The 15,347-nt window shown below is 73.2% G+C and carries 16 protein-coding genes and 1 tRNA gene; 8 read left to right on the top strand and 9 right to left on the bottom strand.

Annotation, left to right across the window (positions count from 1 at the left end; all coding sequences use genetic code 11):
• The first annotated feature begins 35 nt into the window (after window positions 1-35).
• Window positions 36-773 carry a Tellurium resistance gene (locus AB0G79_RS09360; protein WP_360802698.1) on the top strand — a complete coding sequence of 246 codons (738 nt, stop codon included), beginning with the start codon at window positions 36-38 and terminating at the stop codon, window positions 771-773.
• A 50-nt stretch (window positions 774-823) separates the two neighbouring features.
• Here AB0G79_RS09360 and AB0G79_RS09355 read toward each other — a convergent pair whose 3' ends face one another.
• A complete protein-coding gene (locus tag AB0G79_RS09355) occupies window positions 824-1,609 on the bottom strand; it encodes a TerD family protein (RefSeq protein WP_360802695.1) in 786 nt (261 codons plus the stop codon).
• Between the two features lie 186 nt (window positions 1,610-1,795).
• Between AB0G79_RS09355 and AB0G79_RS09350 the strand changes: the two genes are divergently transcribed.
• From AB0G79_RS09350 to AB0G79_RS09340, 3 genes are all read left to right on the top strand, one after another.
• Window positions 1,796-2,959: an HpcH/HpaI aldolase/citrate lyase family protein gene (locus AB0G79_RS09350; protein WP_360802692.1), complete on the top strand. Its 1,164-nt coding sequence runs from the start codon at window positions 1,796-1,798 to the stop codon at window positions 2,957-2,959.
• An 81-nt stretch (window positions 2,960-3,040) separates the two neighbouring features.
• A complete protein-coding gene (locus AB0G79_RS09345; RefSeq protein ID WP_360802689.1) occupies window positions 3,041-5,620 on the top strand; it encodes a phosphoribosyltransferase in 2,580 nt (859 codons plus the stop codon).
• Entirely contained in the window at window positions 5,617-6,471 is an 855-nt protein-coding gene (locus tag AB0G79_RS09340; RefSeq protein ID WP_360802686.1) for an HAD family hydrolase, read from the top strand. The genes AB0G79_RS09345 and AB0G79_RS09340 overlap by 4 nt, the downstream gene beginning before the upstream one ends.
• Here AB0G79_RS09340 and AB0G79_RS09335 read toward each other — a convergent pair.
• Together AB0G79_RS09335 and AB0G79_RS09330 are read right to left on the bottom strand one after the other, a co-directional pair.
• On the bottom strand, window positions 6,468-6,686 hold the full coding sequence (locus AB0G79_RS09335; RefSeq protein WP_360802683.1) for a zinc ribbon domain-containing protein: 219 nt from the start codon (window positions 6,684-6,686) through the stop codon (window positions 6,468-6,470). The two genes, AB0G79_RS09340 and AB0G79_RS09335, sit on opposite strands and share 4 nt — an antisense overlap.
• A 178-nt stretch (window positions 6,687-6,864) precedes the next feature.
• Window positions 6,865-8,184, bottom strand: a complete 1,320-nt coding sequence (locus tag AB0G79_RS09330; protein WP_360802680.1) for a hypothetical protein — start codon at window positions 8,182-8,184, stop codon at window positions 6,865-6,867.
• Window positions 8,185-8,406: 222 nt separating this feature from the next.
• Between AB0G79_RS09330 and AB0G79_RS09325 the strand changes: the two genes are divergently transcribed.
• Together AB0G79_RS09325 and AB0G79_RS09320 are read left to right on the top strand one after the other, a co-directional pair.
• Window positions 8,407-8,481, top strand: a tRNA-Val gene (locus AB0G79_RS09325).
• A 106-nt stretch (window positions 8,482-8,587) separates the two neighbouring features.
• Window positions 8,588-9,139, top strand: coding sequence for a DUF4231 domain-containing protein (locus tag AB0G79_RS09320; protein WP_360802677.1), 552 nt, complete (start codon window positions 8,588-8,590; stop codon window positions 9,137-9,139).
• 55 nt (window positions 9,140-9,194) lie between these two features.
• On the opposite strand, the gene AB0G79_RS09315 is transcribed toward AB0G79_RS09320, so the two are convergent.
• Together AB0G79_RS09315 and AB0G79_RS09310 are read right to left on the bottom strand one after the other, a co-directional pair.
• The gene (locus tag AB0G79_RS09315; protein ID WP_360802674.1) at window positions 9,195-9,644 is read right to left on the bottom strand and encodes a lamin tail domain-containing protein; all 450 of its coding nucleotides are present in this window, start codon (window positions 9,642-9,644) and stop codon (window positions 9,195-9,197) included.
• 141 nt (window positions 9,645-9,785) lie between these two features.
• On the bottom strand, window positions 9,786-10,544 hold the full coding sequence (locus AB0G79_RS09310) for a GntR family transcriptional regulator (protein WP_360802671.1): 759 nt from the start codon (window positions 10,542-10,544) through the stop codon (window positions 9,786-9,788).
• Between the two features lie 187 nt (window positions 10,545-10,731).
• On the opposite strand from AB0G79_RS09310, the gene AB0G79_RS09305 reads away from it, so the two are divergent.
• Both AB0G79_RS09305 and AB0G79_RS09300 read left to right on the top strand, forming a co-directional pair.
• Entirely contained in the window at window positions 10,732-10,953 is a 222-nt protein-coding gene (locus AB0G79_RS09305) for a hypothetical protein (RefSeq protein WP_360802668.1), read from the top strand.
• Window positions 10,954-10,993: 40 nt separating this feature from the next.
• Window positions 10,994-11,221, top strand: coding sequence for a DUF2277 domain-containing protein (locus AB0G79_RS09300; RefSeq protein ID WP_360802667.1), 228 nt, complete (start codon window positions 10,994-10,996; stop codon window positions 11,219-11,221).
• 159 nt (window positions 11,222-11,380) lie between these two features.
• Here AB0G79_RS09300 and AB0G79_RS09295 read toward each other — a convergent pair whose 3' ends face one another.
• The 4 genes from AB0G79_RS09295 to AB0G79_RS09280 form a co-directional block, all read right to left on the bottom strand.
• Window positions 11,381-12,004 carry a VTT domain-containing protein gene (locus tag AB0G79_RS09295; protein WP_360803077.1) on the bottom strand — a complete coding sequence of 208 codons (624 nt, stop codon included), beginning with the start codon at window positions 12,002-12,004 and terminating at the stop codon, window positions 11,381-11,383.
• Window positions 12,005-12,171: 167 nt separating this feature from the next.
• Window positions 12,172-12,822 carry an HNH endonuclease family protein gene (locus AB0G79_RS09290; RefSeq protein ID WP_360802664.1) on the bottom strand — a complete coding sequence of 217 codons (651 nt, stop codon included), beginning with the start codon at window positions 12,820-12,822 and terminating at the stop codon, window positions 12,172-12,174.
• A gap of 377 nt (window positions 12,823-13,199) precedes the next feature.
• Entirely contained in the window at window positions 13,200-13,871 is a 672-nt protein-coding gene (locus AB0G79_RS09285) for an HAD-IA family hydrolase (RefSeq protein WP_360802661.1), read from the bottom strand.
• 150 nt (window positions 13,872-14,021) lie between these two features.
• Window positions 14,022-15,329: a peptidoglycan-binding domain-containing protein gene (locus tag AB0G79_RS09280; RefSeq protein WP_360802658.1), complete on the bottom strand. Its 1,308-nt coding sequence runs from the start codon at window positions 15,327-15,329 to the stop codon at window positions 14,022-14,024.
• Between the last annotated feature and the right edge of the window lie 18 nt (window positions 15,330-15,347).

Raw genomic sequence — 15,347 nt, 5'->3', positions numbered from 1 at the left:
CGGACAGCAGAACATCACTGGGGGGTGAAGGCGCCATGGCCTTCTGGGACAACCTGTTCCCGAACAGGGCGGCGCGGTTCGACACCGGCGGCACCGCGTCGAACACGGTCGAGCTGACCAGACGGCGCCCGACGGTCTCGCTGACACAGCAGGGCGCGGCCAACGGCAACCTCCGGGTCAACCTCTCCTGGCGAATGCGCAGCTCCGACCTCGAAGGCCGCTCCCGGACGAGCGGCCGCCTGCTGCGCAACCCCTCCCAGTTCTTCAAGCCCGAGGTCGTCCAGGCCCACACCCAGGGCATGGTCAACGTCGACCTGGACCTCGGCTGCCTCTACGAGCTCGCCGACGGCAGCAAGGGCGTGGTCCAGCCCCTCGGCGGCTTCTTCGGCGACCTGAACGACGCCCCGTACGTGAAGCTCAGCGGCGACGACCGCTTCGGCGGCTCCTCGGGCGAGACGATCTTCATCAACCTGGACCACAAGGACGAGATCAAGCGGCTGCTCTTCTTCGTCTACATCTACGACCAGACCCCGGCCTTCGACCGGACGCACGCCAAGATCACGCTCTACCCGAGCAACGGCCCGCGCATCGAGATCGAACTCGACGAGCGGGCCCCGCAGGCCCGCTCCTGCGCGGTCTTCTCCGTGGAGCACGTCAAGGGCGAGCTGACCGTCCGACGAGAGGTCCGCTTCGTCTACGGCTTCCAGGCCGAACTGGACCGGCTGTACGGCTGGGGCCTCCAGTGGGGCCGCGGCTACAAGAGCAAGGCCTGAGGAGGCCGGCGGCCCCGGCCCGGCGGGAGGAGGGGCGGGGGCCGCCGCGGTCAGGGCCGTACGAACTGCGGACCCATCGGCGGCATCCGGAACTCGGGGGCGGCCTGCGGGTACCCGTAGGCGGGCGCCCGGTCCGGCATCGGCGGCACGGTCGGCTGCGGCGGTACGGGCGTGTGGGCGACGGTCGCGTCGAAGTCGGGGGTGCCGGCGGCCGGGAAGGCCTCCTGGCCGCCCTGGAGGCCCTCAGGGCCGCCCTGCCCAGCCTGCGCGGCCTGCCCCTCGTCCTGGGCGTCCTCGTCGACCGAGATGCCGAAGTCCGTGGCGAGCCCGACGAGCCCGGTCGGATAGCCCTGCCCCACCGCGCGGAACTTCCAGCCGTCCCCGCGCCGGTACAGCTCACCGCAGATGACGGCCGTCTCCTCGCCGGTCTCCGCCGTCACGTCGAACAGGGCCAGCGGCTCGCGCCCGGGGCCCGCGGCCGCGTCGTACAGCAGGATCCGGAGGTCCGAGACGGAGCGGAAGGTGCCGCCGTCCGAGGAGGCGGCGACGATCACCCGGTCGACGGAGCCCTCCAGGTTGCCGAGGTCGGCCTCCACGGTGTCCGTGAACCCCTCGGTGTCCCGCTTCTTCGACAGCCGCCGCACGCACCCCGAGGGGTGCCGCGGCTGGTTGTAGAAGACGAAGTCCTCGTCGGACCGCACGCGCCCGTCGGCGCCCAGGAGCAGGGCCGAGGCGTCCACGTCGGGGACCCCGGGGCCCGGGGTCCAGCGGAGCACGGCCCGTACGGCCGCGGTGTCGAGAGGGACGTTGGAGCCCTTCAGCATCGCGTGCGTCATGACCGCAATCCTGCCCTCCCGCCCGACCCGCGGACAACGCGGGGGCACCACCAGTAGCGGGTCGACATGACCGATGTCGGGGAGTTACCTGAATTTCATGCGCGGAGGGAACTAAGGACACCCGCACCTACGTACTATTACCGGCCACATGTCATGAGGGGCCCGCAGGGCAGACGGGGGATTTACATGCGTCATTTCGGGCACATCCCGTCCGCAACGCGGACCGGGCTGTTCCACCAGGAGCCGGCCGACTTCACGGCCGACTCCCCCGCGAGCACGCTCGCGGTCGCCCTCGGCGCCACGCTCTACAGCCCGGCCACCCGGCCGAAGCTCGCCGACGACATCCGCAAGCAGGCGGCCCGCGGGGTCGTCTCCATGGTCCTCTGCCTGGAGGATTCCATCGGCGACGGCGACGTCGAGGCCGGCGAAGCCAACCTCGTCCGCCAGTTCGCCGACCTCGCGGCCGGCGGCACCGGCGTCCCCCTGCTCTTCATCCGCGTCCGCGCCCCGCGCCAGATCACCGATCTCGTCGCCCGCCTCGGCGACACCGTCCGGCTCCTGTCCGGATTCGTACTGCCGAAGTTCACCGAGACCCGCGGCAGCGCCTTCCTCGAAGCGCTCACCCAGGCCGAGCGGACGAGCGGCAGGCGACTCTTCGCCATGCCCGTCCTCGAGTCCCCCGAGCTCCTCCACCTGGAGACCCGGGCCGAGACCCTCGCCGGGATCGCCTCGATCACCGACAAGCACCGCGACCGCGTCCTCGCCCTCCGCCTCGGCGTCACCGACTTCTGCAGCGCGTACGGGCTCCGCCGCTCGCCCGACATGACCGCGTACGACGTCAAGATCGTCGCGAACGTCATCGCCGACGTCGTCAACGTCCTCGGCCGCTCCGACGGCACCGGCTTCACCATCACCGGCCCCGTCTGGGAGTACTTCCGACCCGGCGAGCGCATGTTCAAGCCCCAGCTGCGCCGCAGCCCTTTCCTGGAGGGCCGGGCCGAGGGCCTGCGCACCGCGCTCATCGAGCACGACCTCGACGGCCTCCTCCGCGAGATCGAGCTCGACCGGGCCAACGGCCTCCTCGGCAAGACCTGCATCCACCCCACCCACGTGGTCCCGGTGCACGCCCTCTCCGTGGTCAGCCACGAGGAGTGGAGCGACGCCCAGGACATCCTGCGCCCCGAGCAGGACGGCGGCGGGGTGCTCCGATCCGCTTATACGAACAAGATGAACGAGGTGAAGCCGCACCGCGCGTGGGCCGAACGCATCCTCCTGCGCGCCGAGGTCTTCGGCGTCGCGAAGGAGGACGTCGGCTTCGTGGAGCTGCTCACCGCCGGACTCTCCGGCTGAGGTGCCGGGCTGTCCGGCCGAACCGCCGGGCTGTCCGGCTGACGCGCCGGGCTGTCCGGCTGACGAAGGGACGTCGACGACGTGGTGTGGACCGGAACGTGGGTCGCGGAGCGACTGGGCGTCGAACTGATCGGCGGCGAGGAGCTACCGGCCCTGTTGGGCCTCGCACTGCGGCGCAACCCCAAACGGGCGCACCTGCTGGTCTCGACCGTGCTCGGCAAGCACGTGCCGCAGCGCCCCTCCGTCGTGTACGGCTCCGCCCTCGGCCTCGGCGTGCGGGTCCGCGGGCTCCTCGGCGAGGAGGAGGCGGCCCGTGCCGTCGTCCTCGGCTACGCGGAGACCGCCACCGCCCTCGGCCACGCCGTCGCCGACGGCCTCGGCCTCGCCCCGTACCTGCACTCCACCCGCCGCCCGGTCGCCGGCGTCGCCCGCGCGGGCGGCTTCGAGGAGTCCCACTCCCACGCGACCTCGCACCTGCTCCTGCCCGAGGACCCGAAGCTCCTGGAGGGCGGCGGGCCGCTGGTCCTCGTCGACGACGAGTTCACCACCGGCAACACCGTCCTCAACACCATCAGGGACCTCCACGCCCGATACCCGCGCGAGCGGTACGTCGTCGTGGCCCTCGTCGACATGCGCTCGGCCGCCGACCTCGGCCGCCTCGACGCCTTCGCGGAGGAGATCGGCGCCCGCGTCGACCTGGTCTCGCTCGCCGCCGGCTCCGTACGCCTGCCGGAAGGGGTCCTGGAGAAGGGCCAGGCGCTGGTGGCGGAGCACGAGCGCGCGGACGAGGAGAAGCCCCACGCGACCGAGGGCGCCACCGCGCCCGCCCCCGCCATCGCCTCCGCGCCCGTGCCCGCCCCCGCTTCCGTGCGCGTCCCCCTCGACTGGCCCGCAGGCCTCCCCGACGGCGGACGCCACGGCTTCACCCCCGACCACCGGGCGCGCCTCGAAGCGGCCCTCCCCGCGCTGGCGGACGGGATGGCGGAGGCCCTCCGGGGCGGCGGTCCCGCCGCTCCCGGCAGCCCCCGCGTCCTCGTGCTGGGCTTCGAGGAGCTCATGTACGCGCCCCTGCGCCTCGCCACCGCCCTGGAGGAGGCCGGACACGACGTCCGGTTCTCCACCACCACCCGTTCGCCCGTCCTCGCCGTCGACGACCCCGGCTACGCGATCCGCACCCGGCTCGTCTTCCCCGCCCACGACGACCCGGCCGACGGCCCCGGCGAGCGGTACGCGTACAACGTGGCCGGCGCCGGCTTCGACGCCGTCGTCCTCGTCGTCGACTCCGCCGCCGACACCGCGGAGCTGCACGCCCCGGACGGCCTGCTCGCCGCGCTCGCGGCGCACGTCCCGCGGGTACTGCTCGCGGTGATCCCCTCGTACACGCCCACGGTCTCCCCGTACACGGACTCCACGAGCCCCGCGCACTCCGCGAGCCCCGCGCACTCCACGCACTCCACGAGCCCCGCGCACTCCACGCACTCCACGGACTCCGACGAAGCTCCCGAAAGGAGCTCCATGCTGCCCGAGCCCCTCCGCGGCCCCGCCTTCTCCTCGTACGCCCCCGAGGAGGTCGGCTGGCTCCTCCAGGACCTCTCGGACGTCGAGCTGGAGGCGCCGACCGAGGAACGCGAGGAAGCCATCCAGAGCGGCGGCGCCCACTACGCCGAATCGCTGCCCGTCGAGTACCAGCCCAGCGCCCGCTACCAGGAGCTCTTCCACTCGGCCCTGGAAGGCTCCGCCGCCCGGATCGCCCGCGCCGTCGGCACGGTCACCGAGACCGTCCTCGCCGAGCGGCCCGGCCGCACCCCCGTCCTCGTCTCGCTGGCCCGCGCCGGCACCCCCGTCGGCGTCCTCATGCGCCGCTGGGCGGCCGCCCGCCACGGCCTCGACCTCCCGCACTACGCCGTCTCGATCGTCCGCGGCCGCGGCATCGACGCCAACGCGCTGCGCTGGCTGGCGGCCCACCACGACCCGGCCGACGTCGTGTTCGTCGACGGCTGGACCGGCAAGGGCGCGATCACCCGTGAACTGACCGAGGCGCTCAAGGAGTTCGACGGCTTCGACCCGGAGATCGCGGTCCTCGCCGACCCCGGCTCCTGCGTCCGCACCTACGGCACCCGCGAGGACTTCCTCATTCCCTCCGCGTGCCTCAACTCCACGGTCTCCGGCCTGATATCGCGTACGGTGCTCCGCTCCGACCTCGTCGGCCCGAACGACTTCCACGGCGCGAAGTTCTACCGCGAGCTCGCCGGGGCCGACGTCTCCGGCGAGTTCCTCGACGCCGTCGCCGCCCGCTTCGACGAGGTCGCCGAGACCGTCGAGGTGGACGTCAAGGAGCTCCTCGCCACGGACCGCACCCCCACCTGGGAGGGATGGGCCGCCGTCGAGCGGATCAGCGAGGAGTACGGCATCCACGACGTCAACCTGGTCAAGCCCGGCGTCGGCGAGACGACCCGCGTCCTGCTGCGCCGCGTCCCCTGGAAGATCCTCGCGAAGCGCGGTGCGGGCGCGGACCTCGCGCACGTGCGACTGCTCGCCGAACAGCGGGGTGTCCCGGTCGTGGAGGTCGACGAACTCCCGTACAGTTGCGTGGGTCTGATCCACCCTCAGTACACGAGGGGTGCGACAGGAGCCGACGGCAAGGCGGTGGTGTCCCAGTGAGCGGCAAGCGCCCGAACGGAACGCCCCAGCCCTCGGAGCCGCGTGCGACGCTGGTCGCGAGCGACCTCGACCGCACCCTCATCTACTCCAGCGCGGCCCTCTCCCTCGGCATGCCGGACGCGCAGGCGCCCCGGCTGCTGTGCGTCGAGGTCCACGAGGCGAAGCCGCTCTCGTACATGACCGAGGACGCGGCCGACCTCCTCGCGCGGCTGACCGAGGAGACCGTCTTCGTCCCGACGACGACGCGGACGCGGAAGCAGTACCAGCGGATCCAACTCCCGGGCACCGCACCGAAGTACGCGATCTGCGCGAACGGCGGCCACATCCTCGTCGACGGCGTCTCGGACCGCGACTGGCACCGGACGGTGGTGAGCCGGCTCGCCGAGGAGTGCGCACCCCTCTCCGAGATCCGCGCCTACCTGACGGCGACGACGGACCTGTCGTGGGTGCGCAAGCACCGGGTGGCCGAGGACCTCTTCGCGTACCTCGTCGTCGACCGCGAGCGGCTCCCCGAGGAGTGGCTGCGGCGCTTCGGCACGTGGGCGGGGGAGCGCGGCTGGACGGTCTCGCTCCAGGGCCGCAAGGTGTACGCGGTGCCGAAGCCGCTCACGAAGAGCGCGGCCGTCCGCGAGGTCGCCCGGCGCACGGGCGCGACGCTCACGCTCGCGGCGGGCGACTCACTCCTCGACGCGGACCTGCTGATGGCGGCGGACCGGGCCTGGCGCCCGGGCCACGGCGAACTCGCGGACAGCGAATGGCACGCCCCCCACCTCGACGTCCTCGCGGAGCGCGGGGTGGCGGCGGGGGAGGAGATCCTCCGCCGCTTCCGCGCCGCGGTGGTGACGGGCTAGCCGCAGCAGCCACCGCCACAGCAGCCGCCACCGCCCCCGCCGCCGCTCGGCGCGGGGGCGGAGCCGGCACTGCCGCCCACGGCGACGGCGGACAACAGCTTCACGGTGTCGTCGTGTCCGGCGGGGCAGGTGGCGGGGTCGGAGGACTCGGCCATGGGGCGGGTGAGCTCGAAGGTGTCACCGCAGGTGCGGCACCGGAAGTCGTAACGAGGCATGAGGACAGGCTAACGGCGGGCGGGGCCCTGGGCCACGGCCCCGCACGGGCCCCGGGTCACCGCCCCGAGCACGAGCCCTGGGTCACCGCCCCGCACGGGCCCGCGGTCAGTGCCCCACCCAGACCCTGGGTCACCGCCCCACCCCGACCCTGGGTCAGTGCCTCACCCAGACCTTGGGTCAGTGCCCCGCCCCGGCTCCCCGCTCCTCCCGGATGTGCTCCACGACCTGCGCGGCGGTGGCCCGAACCCCCTCCAGCTCACCCAGGAAATGCCAGTAGTCCGGGTGGCGGCCCTCAAGGGAGTCGACGGCCCGGTCGAGACGGGCGACGGCCTCGTCGAGGGGTCGGGCGTGGCGCGGGTCGGGCGTCTGGCGGCCGTCCATCGCGAGCCGCTGGGCGTCCCGCACGGCGAACCGGGCGCGGTCGGTCTCGGCCTTCGGGTCCTTGGCGACGGCGTCGAGACGGCGGAGTCGGTCGCCGGCGGCGGAGACGGCCTCGTCGGTCGAGTCGAGGAGGGCGCGGACGGTCGAGAGCAGGGAGGTCGCGTCGGGCCAGCGCTGCTCGGCACGGGCCTTCGTGGCCTCGGCGAGCCGCTCCCCGGCCTGCCGGAGCGTGCCGGCGGCCTGCTCGGGGACGTGCTGGAGGTCCTGCCAGCAGGCGAGCGAGAACCGCCGCCGCAGCTCGGACAGGACCGGCTCGACGCCCCCGGCGCGGGTGGTCAGCGCCTCGGCGCGGGTACGGAGGGAGACGAGCCGCCGGTCGATCTCGGCGGCCCGCTCGGGAAGCCGCTCGGCCTCGACCCGTATGGCCTCGGCATCCCGCAGGACACGGTCGGCGCGCTGGAGCGTCTCGGCCACGCCGTGCCGCCCCGCGCCCTCGTTGAGCCGCGTCAGCTCGGGCCCGAGCCGGGCGAGCCGGAGCGCGAGGTCGTCGGCGCGCAGCCCCCCGTCCCGTACGGAGTCGAGCGCGCCACCGGCGGCGCGCAGGGCCTGCCGGGCCCGCTCGACGGCGGGGGCGAGCCGGGCGAGCTGCGTCTCGGCACCGGCGAGCAGCGGCGCGAGCCCTTCCTCGAACCGTTCGAGCTCGCCCTTGACGGCGTCGAGCTGCTCCTTGGCACGGCTCAACTCCACCCGGGCCCGCTCGGCGGTACCGGCGTCGAGCTCGTCCCGGTCGAGATCGTGCGCGTCGACGGCCCCGATGTACACGTGGCTGACCTCGTCGATGCGACGCCCGAGGGCCGCGAACCCCTCGACGGCACGCCGGGCCTCGGGCGAGTCGTCGACGGCGGTGATGGTCTCGATCGAGATCCGCAGCCCGCGCTGCGCGGTGTCCAGCTCGTAGAACGCGGAAGCGGCCGCGTCCTTGGCCGCCTGCGCCTCGGCCCGCTGCCCCTCGCCCCGCCCGCCGAACCACCGCCGGGTCCCACCCCCGGCGAACGCCTGGGGCAACAACGCCCCCACCAACAAGGGCAACGCGATCCCCAGCCCCAACACGGACATCCCGGACGTCGCCCTGCCCCTAGCGTCGCTCGCCGCCACGTACCTCTCCCGTGCTGTGTCCGCCGTGCCCGGTCCGGATTCATTCTCCCACCAGCCATAGACGAACACACGACCTGATCAGTTCACGCCCACGCTCCGTGACCGAGCCGACACCGAAAGCCCCACCCCCCGAATCGGTTTCGGAACCGCCCACCCGGCCATGTACGCTGTTGCCTCTTCCACGGGTGCGTAGCTCAGGGGTAGAGCGCTGCTCTTACAAAGCAGATGTCGGCGGTTCGAAACCGTCCGCGCCCACCAGTACGAAGGCCCCCGCAGCAGTCCCTGCGGGGGCCTTCGTCTTGCGCGCCGGCGGGGAGGGGTGGTCGTGGTTGACGTGTCCTCGGGGGGTGGGTGTACTCGGGGGATGGTTGAGGTGGGGGACGCGCCCGGCGCGGGGGTGCGGCGGGGTGAGATGACGGCCGAGCGGTATGTCGAGGGCCGGTTGACGCAGTATCAGGAGTGGTACGACGTCAAGGCGACGCGGATGAAGGCGATGTATCTGCGGATGCGGACCGTGTCCGTCGTCGGTGGGGCGCTCGTGCCGGTGTTCGTGAACGTGGATCTGGCGTTCGCCCGGGTCGTCGCGACCGTGCTGAGTGTCGTCGTCGTGGCCGCCGTCTCGCTGGAGAGCGTCTACCGGTATCGCGAGCAGTGGAAGAACTACCGGTCCACCGAGCAGCTCCTCGGGCACGAGCGGGTGTACTTCGAGGCGCGGGTCGGGCCGTATCGCGACCTGGGTGGGCGGCAGGCGTTCGCGCTGCTCGTCGCGCGGGTCGAGAAGGCCATCGCCAGTGAGAACTCGGCGACCTTGAACGTCATGACGCTCGGCGGGCAGGTCGGCGCCGATGTCCAGGAGCGTGCGGTGCCCGCTGCTCGCCGGGAGGGCGAGGGGGACGGCGAGGGGGAGCGGGGCTGAGGGGGTGTGGCCCCGGGGTGTGTCGGGGCCACAGGTCGTCAGGTGCGGCGCGGGGTCAGCACCACTTGTAGTCGACGGCCGTCGAGTTGTACGAGCAGCCGTCCACCCACGCGCCCGACGCCTTCCGCAGCGTCGCCGTGTCCTTGTCGTTGTTCCAGACGTATGCGGCGCGGTTCTGGTAGACGCTCGTCGCGTTGTTCGTGCCCTTGCCCGTGCGGACGGTCACGATCTTGCCCGCGCCCAGCGTGAAGCTGCCGAACGTGTACTTGTGCGCCGCCGCGTCCGTCAGCGTCCAGCCGCGCAGGTTGACCGCGTACGGGGTCGTGTTGCGTATCTGCACCCACTCGCCGTTCAGGCTGTAGTTGGTGCGCGTGTCCGAACCCGGGCTGTCGTAGTAGATCTTGTACAGGTGCACCGAACCGGCGGCCTGGGCCGGCGAAGGCAGGAGGAGGACGCCGGAGGCGGCGGCCGCGGTCACGGCCGCGAGCGTGCGTACGCGAAGCATGGATGTCCCTCGGTGTGAGTGGCCGTACTCCCGGTCGTGGGGTCCGGCGAGCACACAGAATATGCATGTTGTGTGTGCCACCTTCACCTTGTCCGCACAAGTTCGGCCACGTTCGGCAGACCTCTGTCCGCCGTCCGCGGCTCAGGCGTCGAAGTCGTACTCCAGGACGTACGACGACGAGTCCAGCGTCATCTCGTTCAGCTCCACCGCGACCCCCGGCGCCGTGAACGCCGTCCGGCCGATCAGGACCACCGGCGTGCCGAACTCCAGGGCCAGCAGGTCCGATTCCTCCGCCGTCGGCATCCGGCAGCGGATCTCCTCGCGGAACCGCACCGGCCGGTGCCCCAGCTCCGCCAGCCGCGCGTACGTGCCTCCCGGTCCCGTGTCCGGCTCGGCGATCGGCGTCCCGCGCACCAGTTCCGCCGAGAGGTACGAGACCGAGAGCAGCACCGGCTTCGTGTCCAGCACGAAGCGGCGGCTGCGGACGCAGACCGGAGCCCCCGGTTCCAGGTTCAGCGCCCCGGCGACCCGCTCCTCCGCCTCCGTCTCCGCCACCTCGATCCGGTCCACCACCAGCGCCCTGTCCTCCACGTCCGCCGACCAGACCGAGCGGCCGCTGCCCCACAGCTCTCCCGAGAGGCGCGGGATGCCCCGGCGGCGCAGCGGGCGGAAGACCCGGACGAAGACCCCGGCGCCCTTGCGGGCCTCGGCGAGGCCCTCGTTCCGCAGGACCGACAGGGCCTGGCGGGCCGTCATCCGCGCCACGTCGTACGTCGTCATGAGGTCGTTCTCGCCGGGCAGCCGGTCACCCGGCGCGAAGGCCCCCGACTGGATCGCGGTTCTCAACTCGTCGGCGATGCGCTGGTACTTGGGCCGACGGGCACTGTCCTGGTCAGTCACGGGTGAACCACTCCCTTCATCTGCGGGACACCCTACGGCGCACCCCCTGGGCAGGGTGCACACGTGTGCGCCGTCCCGCCCCGTCGATCCATCCATCGGGGGACATCTCTAGAGATACGTTGACAGGGAGGTGTCTCCCCGCTTCTCTGGTTCTCCCCAAGCTTCAGGACCGGGACGGAGGGGATGCGTGCAGCCGCTGCCCGAGGTCGGTGACCTCGTCCGCGACACCGCCACGGGGCGGGTCGGTTTCTACGTGGAGTGCGTCTCCGGGCGCTTTCTGATCCGGGCCGTCCACGGCGGCGCCGAGTGGGAGGCCGAGCCCTCCGACGTCCAGCTCGCCACGCCCCTGCGCGAGCTGCGGGCCCGCGCCGCCGAGATCAACGCGCGGAGCCGCCGCGGTCTCGCCTGAGCCTCCTGCGGTTGTCAGTGGCGCGCGCCACACTGGAGGCATGTGCCGCAGCATCAAGACTCTCCGCCCGCCCGTACTGCCCCAGGAGGCCACCGAGGAGGACTTCCACGCCGCCGCCCTCCAGTACGTCCGCAAGGTCTCCGGCTTCCGCGCGCCCGCCGCCCACAACCGGGAGGTCTTCGACCGCGCCGTCGAGGAGATCACCGAGGCGACCGCGAGACTCCTCGCCGGTCTGGAGGTGCGTGGAGCGCGTTCCCCCGCCGGGTGAGACCGGCCGGCCGATGAGCTCACTCAGGCCGATGACGTCAGTGAGGCCAGTGGGGTAAGTGAGGCCAGTGGTGTCAGTGAGGCCGGTGGGGTCAATGAGACCGGTGGTGCCTGTGGTGCCTGTGGTGCCGGTGAGGTCGACGCGGCGGGGCGGCGGGCTTCAGGAGGCCGCGGCCGGGGTCGGTCCCGGGCGGCGGATGAGGTACGCGGCCAGGCCGCCGGCCAGGAAGAGCGCGAGGGTCGACACCCCCGCGCTGAACCAGGTCGCGCCCAGCCACTGGCCCCCCAGCCAGCCGAGCCCCACGCTGTAGGACGCCCAGGTCACGCCCGCGAGCGCCGACCACGGCAGGAACTCCTTGCTGCGGCGCTTCGCCGCGCCCGCGCCCAGGGAGACCACGGAGCGGCCCGCGGGGGCGAAGCGCGCCAGGACCACGAGCAGGCCGCCGCCGCGGGTCAGCGCGGTGCCGAGACGTTCCTGCGCCGCGCGCAGGCGCCGCGAGCGGGCGAGGGCCCTGTCCAGCCGGGGCCCGCCCCGGCGGGCCAGCCGGTACGCCAGGAAGTCGCCGAGCACGGACGCGCCGACCGCGCAGAGGAGCAGGGGGAGGAGGGAGGGGACGTCGGGGGAGGCCGCGGTGGCCGTCGCCGCCGCCGTGGCGGCGGTGATCACCAGGAAGCCGCTCGGCAGCACGGGCAGGAAGACGTCGAGCAGGATCGACGCCGTCACCACCGGGTAGATCCAGGGGCCGGCGGTCAACGACCGCAGCGAGCCGAGGCTGTCGAGCAGATTCACAGGGCCAGAGCCTACGCGGGGTTCCCCGAGCCCCGACCGGGCGGGGGCCGGGTGCCGGTGGAGGGGGCCTTGAGGGACCGCTCGCAGGAGCGCCGCCTGCCGGAGTGCGCCGGAGGCCGCGCCCCGGGGTTTCACCGCCCCCGGGGCGCGCCCCGCCCGGCTCAGCAGCCGTTCAGGACCGACGTGAGCGCGCTCTTCTCCGCCGAGTCGACGCTGAGGTTCCAGTGGTGCTTCACGTGCACCCACGCCCGGGCGTACGTACAGCGGTACGCCGTGCGCGAGGGCATCCACTCCGCCGGGTCCTGGTCGCCCTTGGCCTGGTTGACGTTGTCCGTGACGGCTATGAGCTGGGGGCGCGTCAGGTCGTTCGCGAAGGCCTGGCGCTGGGAGGTCGTCCACGCGTTCGCGCCCGAGCGCCACGCCTCGGCGAGCGGGACCATGTGGTCGATGTCGAGGTCGGAGGCCAGCGTCCAGGTGGCGCCGTCGTACTCCGAGTACCAACTGCCGCTGACGGAGGCGCAGCTGGAGTCGGTGACGACGTTCACGCCGTCGCGCTTGAGGACGGTCTCGCGGGTGTTGCAGGTCCCGGACTGGGTGATCCAGTGGGGGAACAGGTCCCGGCTGTAACCCGTGGAGGAACCTTCCGCCTTGACCGTGAGCGCGGCCAGGTACGTACGGGCGGTCGTCGCGCTGACGGGGGTCGGCATCGCGGCCTGGGAGGCCGGGGCGGTGGCGAGGAGGCCGGTGACGGCGAGGGCGGCGGAGGTGGCGAGCACGGCGATTCGACGCGCGTAGATCTTGCCGACGGGCATGGGAACTCCCTTGAGGTGGAGGGACGTTGGCCGGAATTCGTCCCCGCGGGCGGCGGGCGCCGGCCCGGTCATCGTGGCGGCGCGAGGTTTCCTTGCGGGGTGCGCCAGGTAACAGCGTGACGACATGAGCACGTCACATCAAGGGGTGTGCGGTTCCTGAGGGAGTGACAGGTTCCGGCCGGGGGCGGGGCCTTGCACGCCGGTGGAGTTCATGTGTGTCCGCGGGTGCGCGACGTCCGTGCGTGCGCGACGGGCCCGGGTACGTGAAAGGGCCCGGGTACGTGAAAGGGCCCGGGTACGTGAAAGGGCCCGGCCCGCCACCTCCGTTCCGTACGGGAGGTGGCGGGCCGGGCCCCGGAGGCCTCGGTCCTAAGGCGTCAGGCGGAAGCGGTCAGCGTGATCGTGCCGTCCTCGGCCGTCTCGATCCGCAGCTCCGTCAGGTCCGCCACGTGGATGTCCGGCGCGAACGCCGCCGCGCGCGGGCCCACGCCCACGATCCGCATGCCGGCCGCGCGGCCCGCCTGGATGCCGGCCTCGGAGTCCTCGAAGACGACGCAGTCCGCCGGGTCGACGCCCAGCTCCGCCGCGCCCTTCAGGAAGCCCTCCGGGTCCGGCTTGCTGGCGCCGACGCGCTCCGCCGTCACCTGGATCTCCGGCATGCGCAGTCCGGCCGCGCCCATCCGTGCGCGCGAGAGCGGCACGTCGGCCGAGGTCACGAGGGCGTGCGGGAGCGCGGTGATCGCGTCCATGAAGGCCGGGGCGCCCGCGACGGGCACGACGCCGTCCAGGTCGGCCGTCTCCTCGGCGAGCAGCACGGCGTTGTCCGCGTGGTTCTCCGCCATCGGACGGTCGGGGAGCAGGACGGCCATCGTCGCGTACCCCTGGCGGCCGTGGACCACCTTGAGGACGGCGTCGGCGTCCAGGCCCTGCCGGTCGGCCCAGCGCCGCCAGCAGCGCTCGACGACGGCGTCCGAGTTGACGAGGGTGCCGTCCATGTCGAGGAGGAGGGCGCGGGCGGTGAGCTGCTGTGCCGGGGTGGTGGCGGCCATTCGGGTCTCCAGAGGGGGTGGCGGAGAACGAAGCGGTCCCGCCCGCCGGTCAGGGTTTACGGGCGGGGCCACTTTGTTTTTCCACGATACAAAATCGGGCGCCGTCTTGGCCAACCCGGTCCGCTCCGTGGACGCGCCGTAATCCCCCGGTCACTGCCCGGGCAGCCAGGTGTGCTGCTCCAGGACCTCGCGGGTGGCGGGGCCGTACACGCCCTTCGGGTCGTCGTCGATCGACTGCCAGGACTGGTAGGTCTTCACCGCGCGCCAGACGTCCTGGTCGTACTCGCCGTCCGGGTCCCCGTAGTAGAGGCCCACCTGCTGCAACCGCTGCTGGAGCTCCTCCACCTCGGCGCCCGTCGAGCCGTAGCTCAGCGTCGGCGCCGCCGTCCCGCTCTCCTCCGGTGCCTCCGGCGCCTCGGGCGCCTGTGTGCTGGGGGCCGCCGAGGTCGTCGACGGCGGTGCGGTCGGGGCGGTCGCCGGGGCCGTCGTGGTCGCCGCCGGGGGAGCCGCCGCGCCCGTCGTCACCGCCGGGGCCGCGGTGGTCCGCGTGGCGGACGGGGAGGGCGAGGCGGAGGTGGTCGTGGCCGTCGGCGTCGGGCGCCCGGTCGGCGAGGAGGCGCTCGGCTCCGGGGTGCCGGACGAGGAGGAGCCGGAGGGGGAGGGGGCCTCCTCCGACACGGCGATGTTCAGGGACGCGCTCGTGGTCACGTCGGGGACGGTCGCCCGGTCGTCCGTCTCGTCCCCGCCGCCGAGGACCGCCGCCGCGAGCGCGGCGGTGCCGGTCACGGCGACCGCGGCCACCGCCGCGACCATCGTCCCGCGCCTGCGCCGCCGCGCCGCCCGCCCCGCGCGGGTGTTCCGCTCGTCGGCCGGGTCGACGACGCGGCCGATGCCGTGGAGGAGGAGCGGCGCCGTGTCGGGGTCGGAACCGAAGCCCGGGTCGGAGCCGAAGCCCGGGTCGGAGCCGAAGCCCGGGCCGGAATCGAGGTGGGGGTCGGCAGCGGGGCCCGCGCCGAAGGCGGAGCCGTCGTCGGAGGGGCCCGCGTACTGCCGCGGGTGGGGCTGGACGGCGGTGAACTGCTCCGTCGGGTACGCGTCGGGGTACGCCCCCGCCCCCGGAACCGCCCCCGAACCCGCCCCAGGAACCGCCCCCGGCACAGGGCCCGCCCCCGGACCCGGGCCGGGAGTCGGACCCGGGCCCGGGTCGGCCTCGGGCGGAAGCGCCTCCACCCGTATCGCCGTCAGCTGCGCCGTCGGCGGATCGTCCGCCGACACCGGCAGGACGTGGTACTCCACCGCCGGCGGTCCGTCCTGCTCCGTACGGCCCTCGGCCGCGTCCAGCGTGACGTACGGCCTGATCCGCAGCGGGTCGAAGTCCTCGGCCGCCGCTATCTCCGCCTGCGCGCAGGCGCAGCCAGGTCTTTGTACACCGCATTCAGGACAGACGTGTCCGGTCATCGATGGGTCCCCTCCCCG

Origin of the sequence: Streptomyces sp. NPDC020807 (assembly GCF_040641575.1) — a bacterium.
Lineage (GTDB): Bacteria > Actinomycetota > Actinomycetes > Streptomycetales > Streptomycetaceae > Streptomyces.
This window is presented reverse-complemented; position numbering and strand designations above follow the sequence as displayed.

Coding starts and splice junctions, on each gene's coding strand:
- AB0G79_RS09335 (WP_360802683.1), bottom strand. CDS start 6,686: ATGCCTCGTTACGACTTCCGGTGCCGCACCTGCGGTGACACCTTCGAG.
- AB0G79_RS09315 (WP_360802674.1), bottom strand. CDS start 9,644: ATGCTTCGCGTACGCACGCTCGCGGCCGTGACCGCGGCCGCCGCCTCC.
- AB0G79_RS09280 (WP_360802658.1), bottom strand. CDS start 15,329: ATGACCGGACACGTCTGTCCTGAATGCGGTGTACAAAGACCTGGCTGC.
- AB0G79_RS09355 (WP_360802695.1), bottom strand. CDS start 1,609: ATGACGCACGCGATGCTGAAGGGCTCCAACGTCCCTCTCGACACCGCG.
- AB0G79_RS09320 (WP_360802677.1), top strand. CDS start 8,588: ATGGTTGAGGTGGGGGACGCGCCCGGCGCGGGGGTGCGGCGGGGTGAG.
- AB0G79_RS09350 (WP_360802692.1), top strand. CDS start 1,796: ATGCGTCATTTCGGGCACATCCCGTCCGCAACGCGGACCGGGCTGTTC.
- AB0G79_RS09360 (WP_360802698.1), top strand. CDS start 36: ATGGCCTTCTGGGACAACCTGTTCCCGAACAGGGCGGCGCGGTTCGAC.
- AB0G79_RS09290 (WP_360802664.1), bottom strand. CDS start 12,822: ATGCCCGTCGGCAAGATCTACGCGCGTCGAATCGCCGTGCTCGCCACC.
- AB0G79_RS09300 (WP_360802667.1), top strand. CDS start 10,994: ATGTGCCGCAGCATCAAGACTCTCCGCCCGCCCGTACTGCCCCAGGAG.
- AB0G79_RS09285 (WP_360802661.1), bottom strand. CDS start 13,871: ATGGCCGCCACCACCCCGGCACAGCAGCTCACCGCCCGCGCCCTCCTC.
- AB0G79_RS09330 (WP_360802680.1), bottom strand. CDS start 8,184: ATGTCCGTGTTGGGGCTGGGGATCGCGTTGCCCTTGTTGGTGGGGGCG.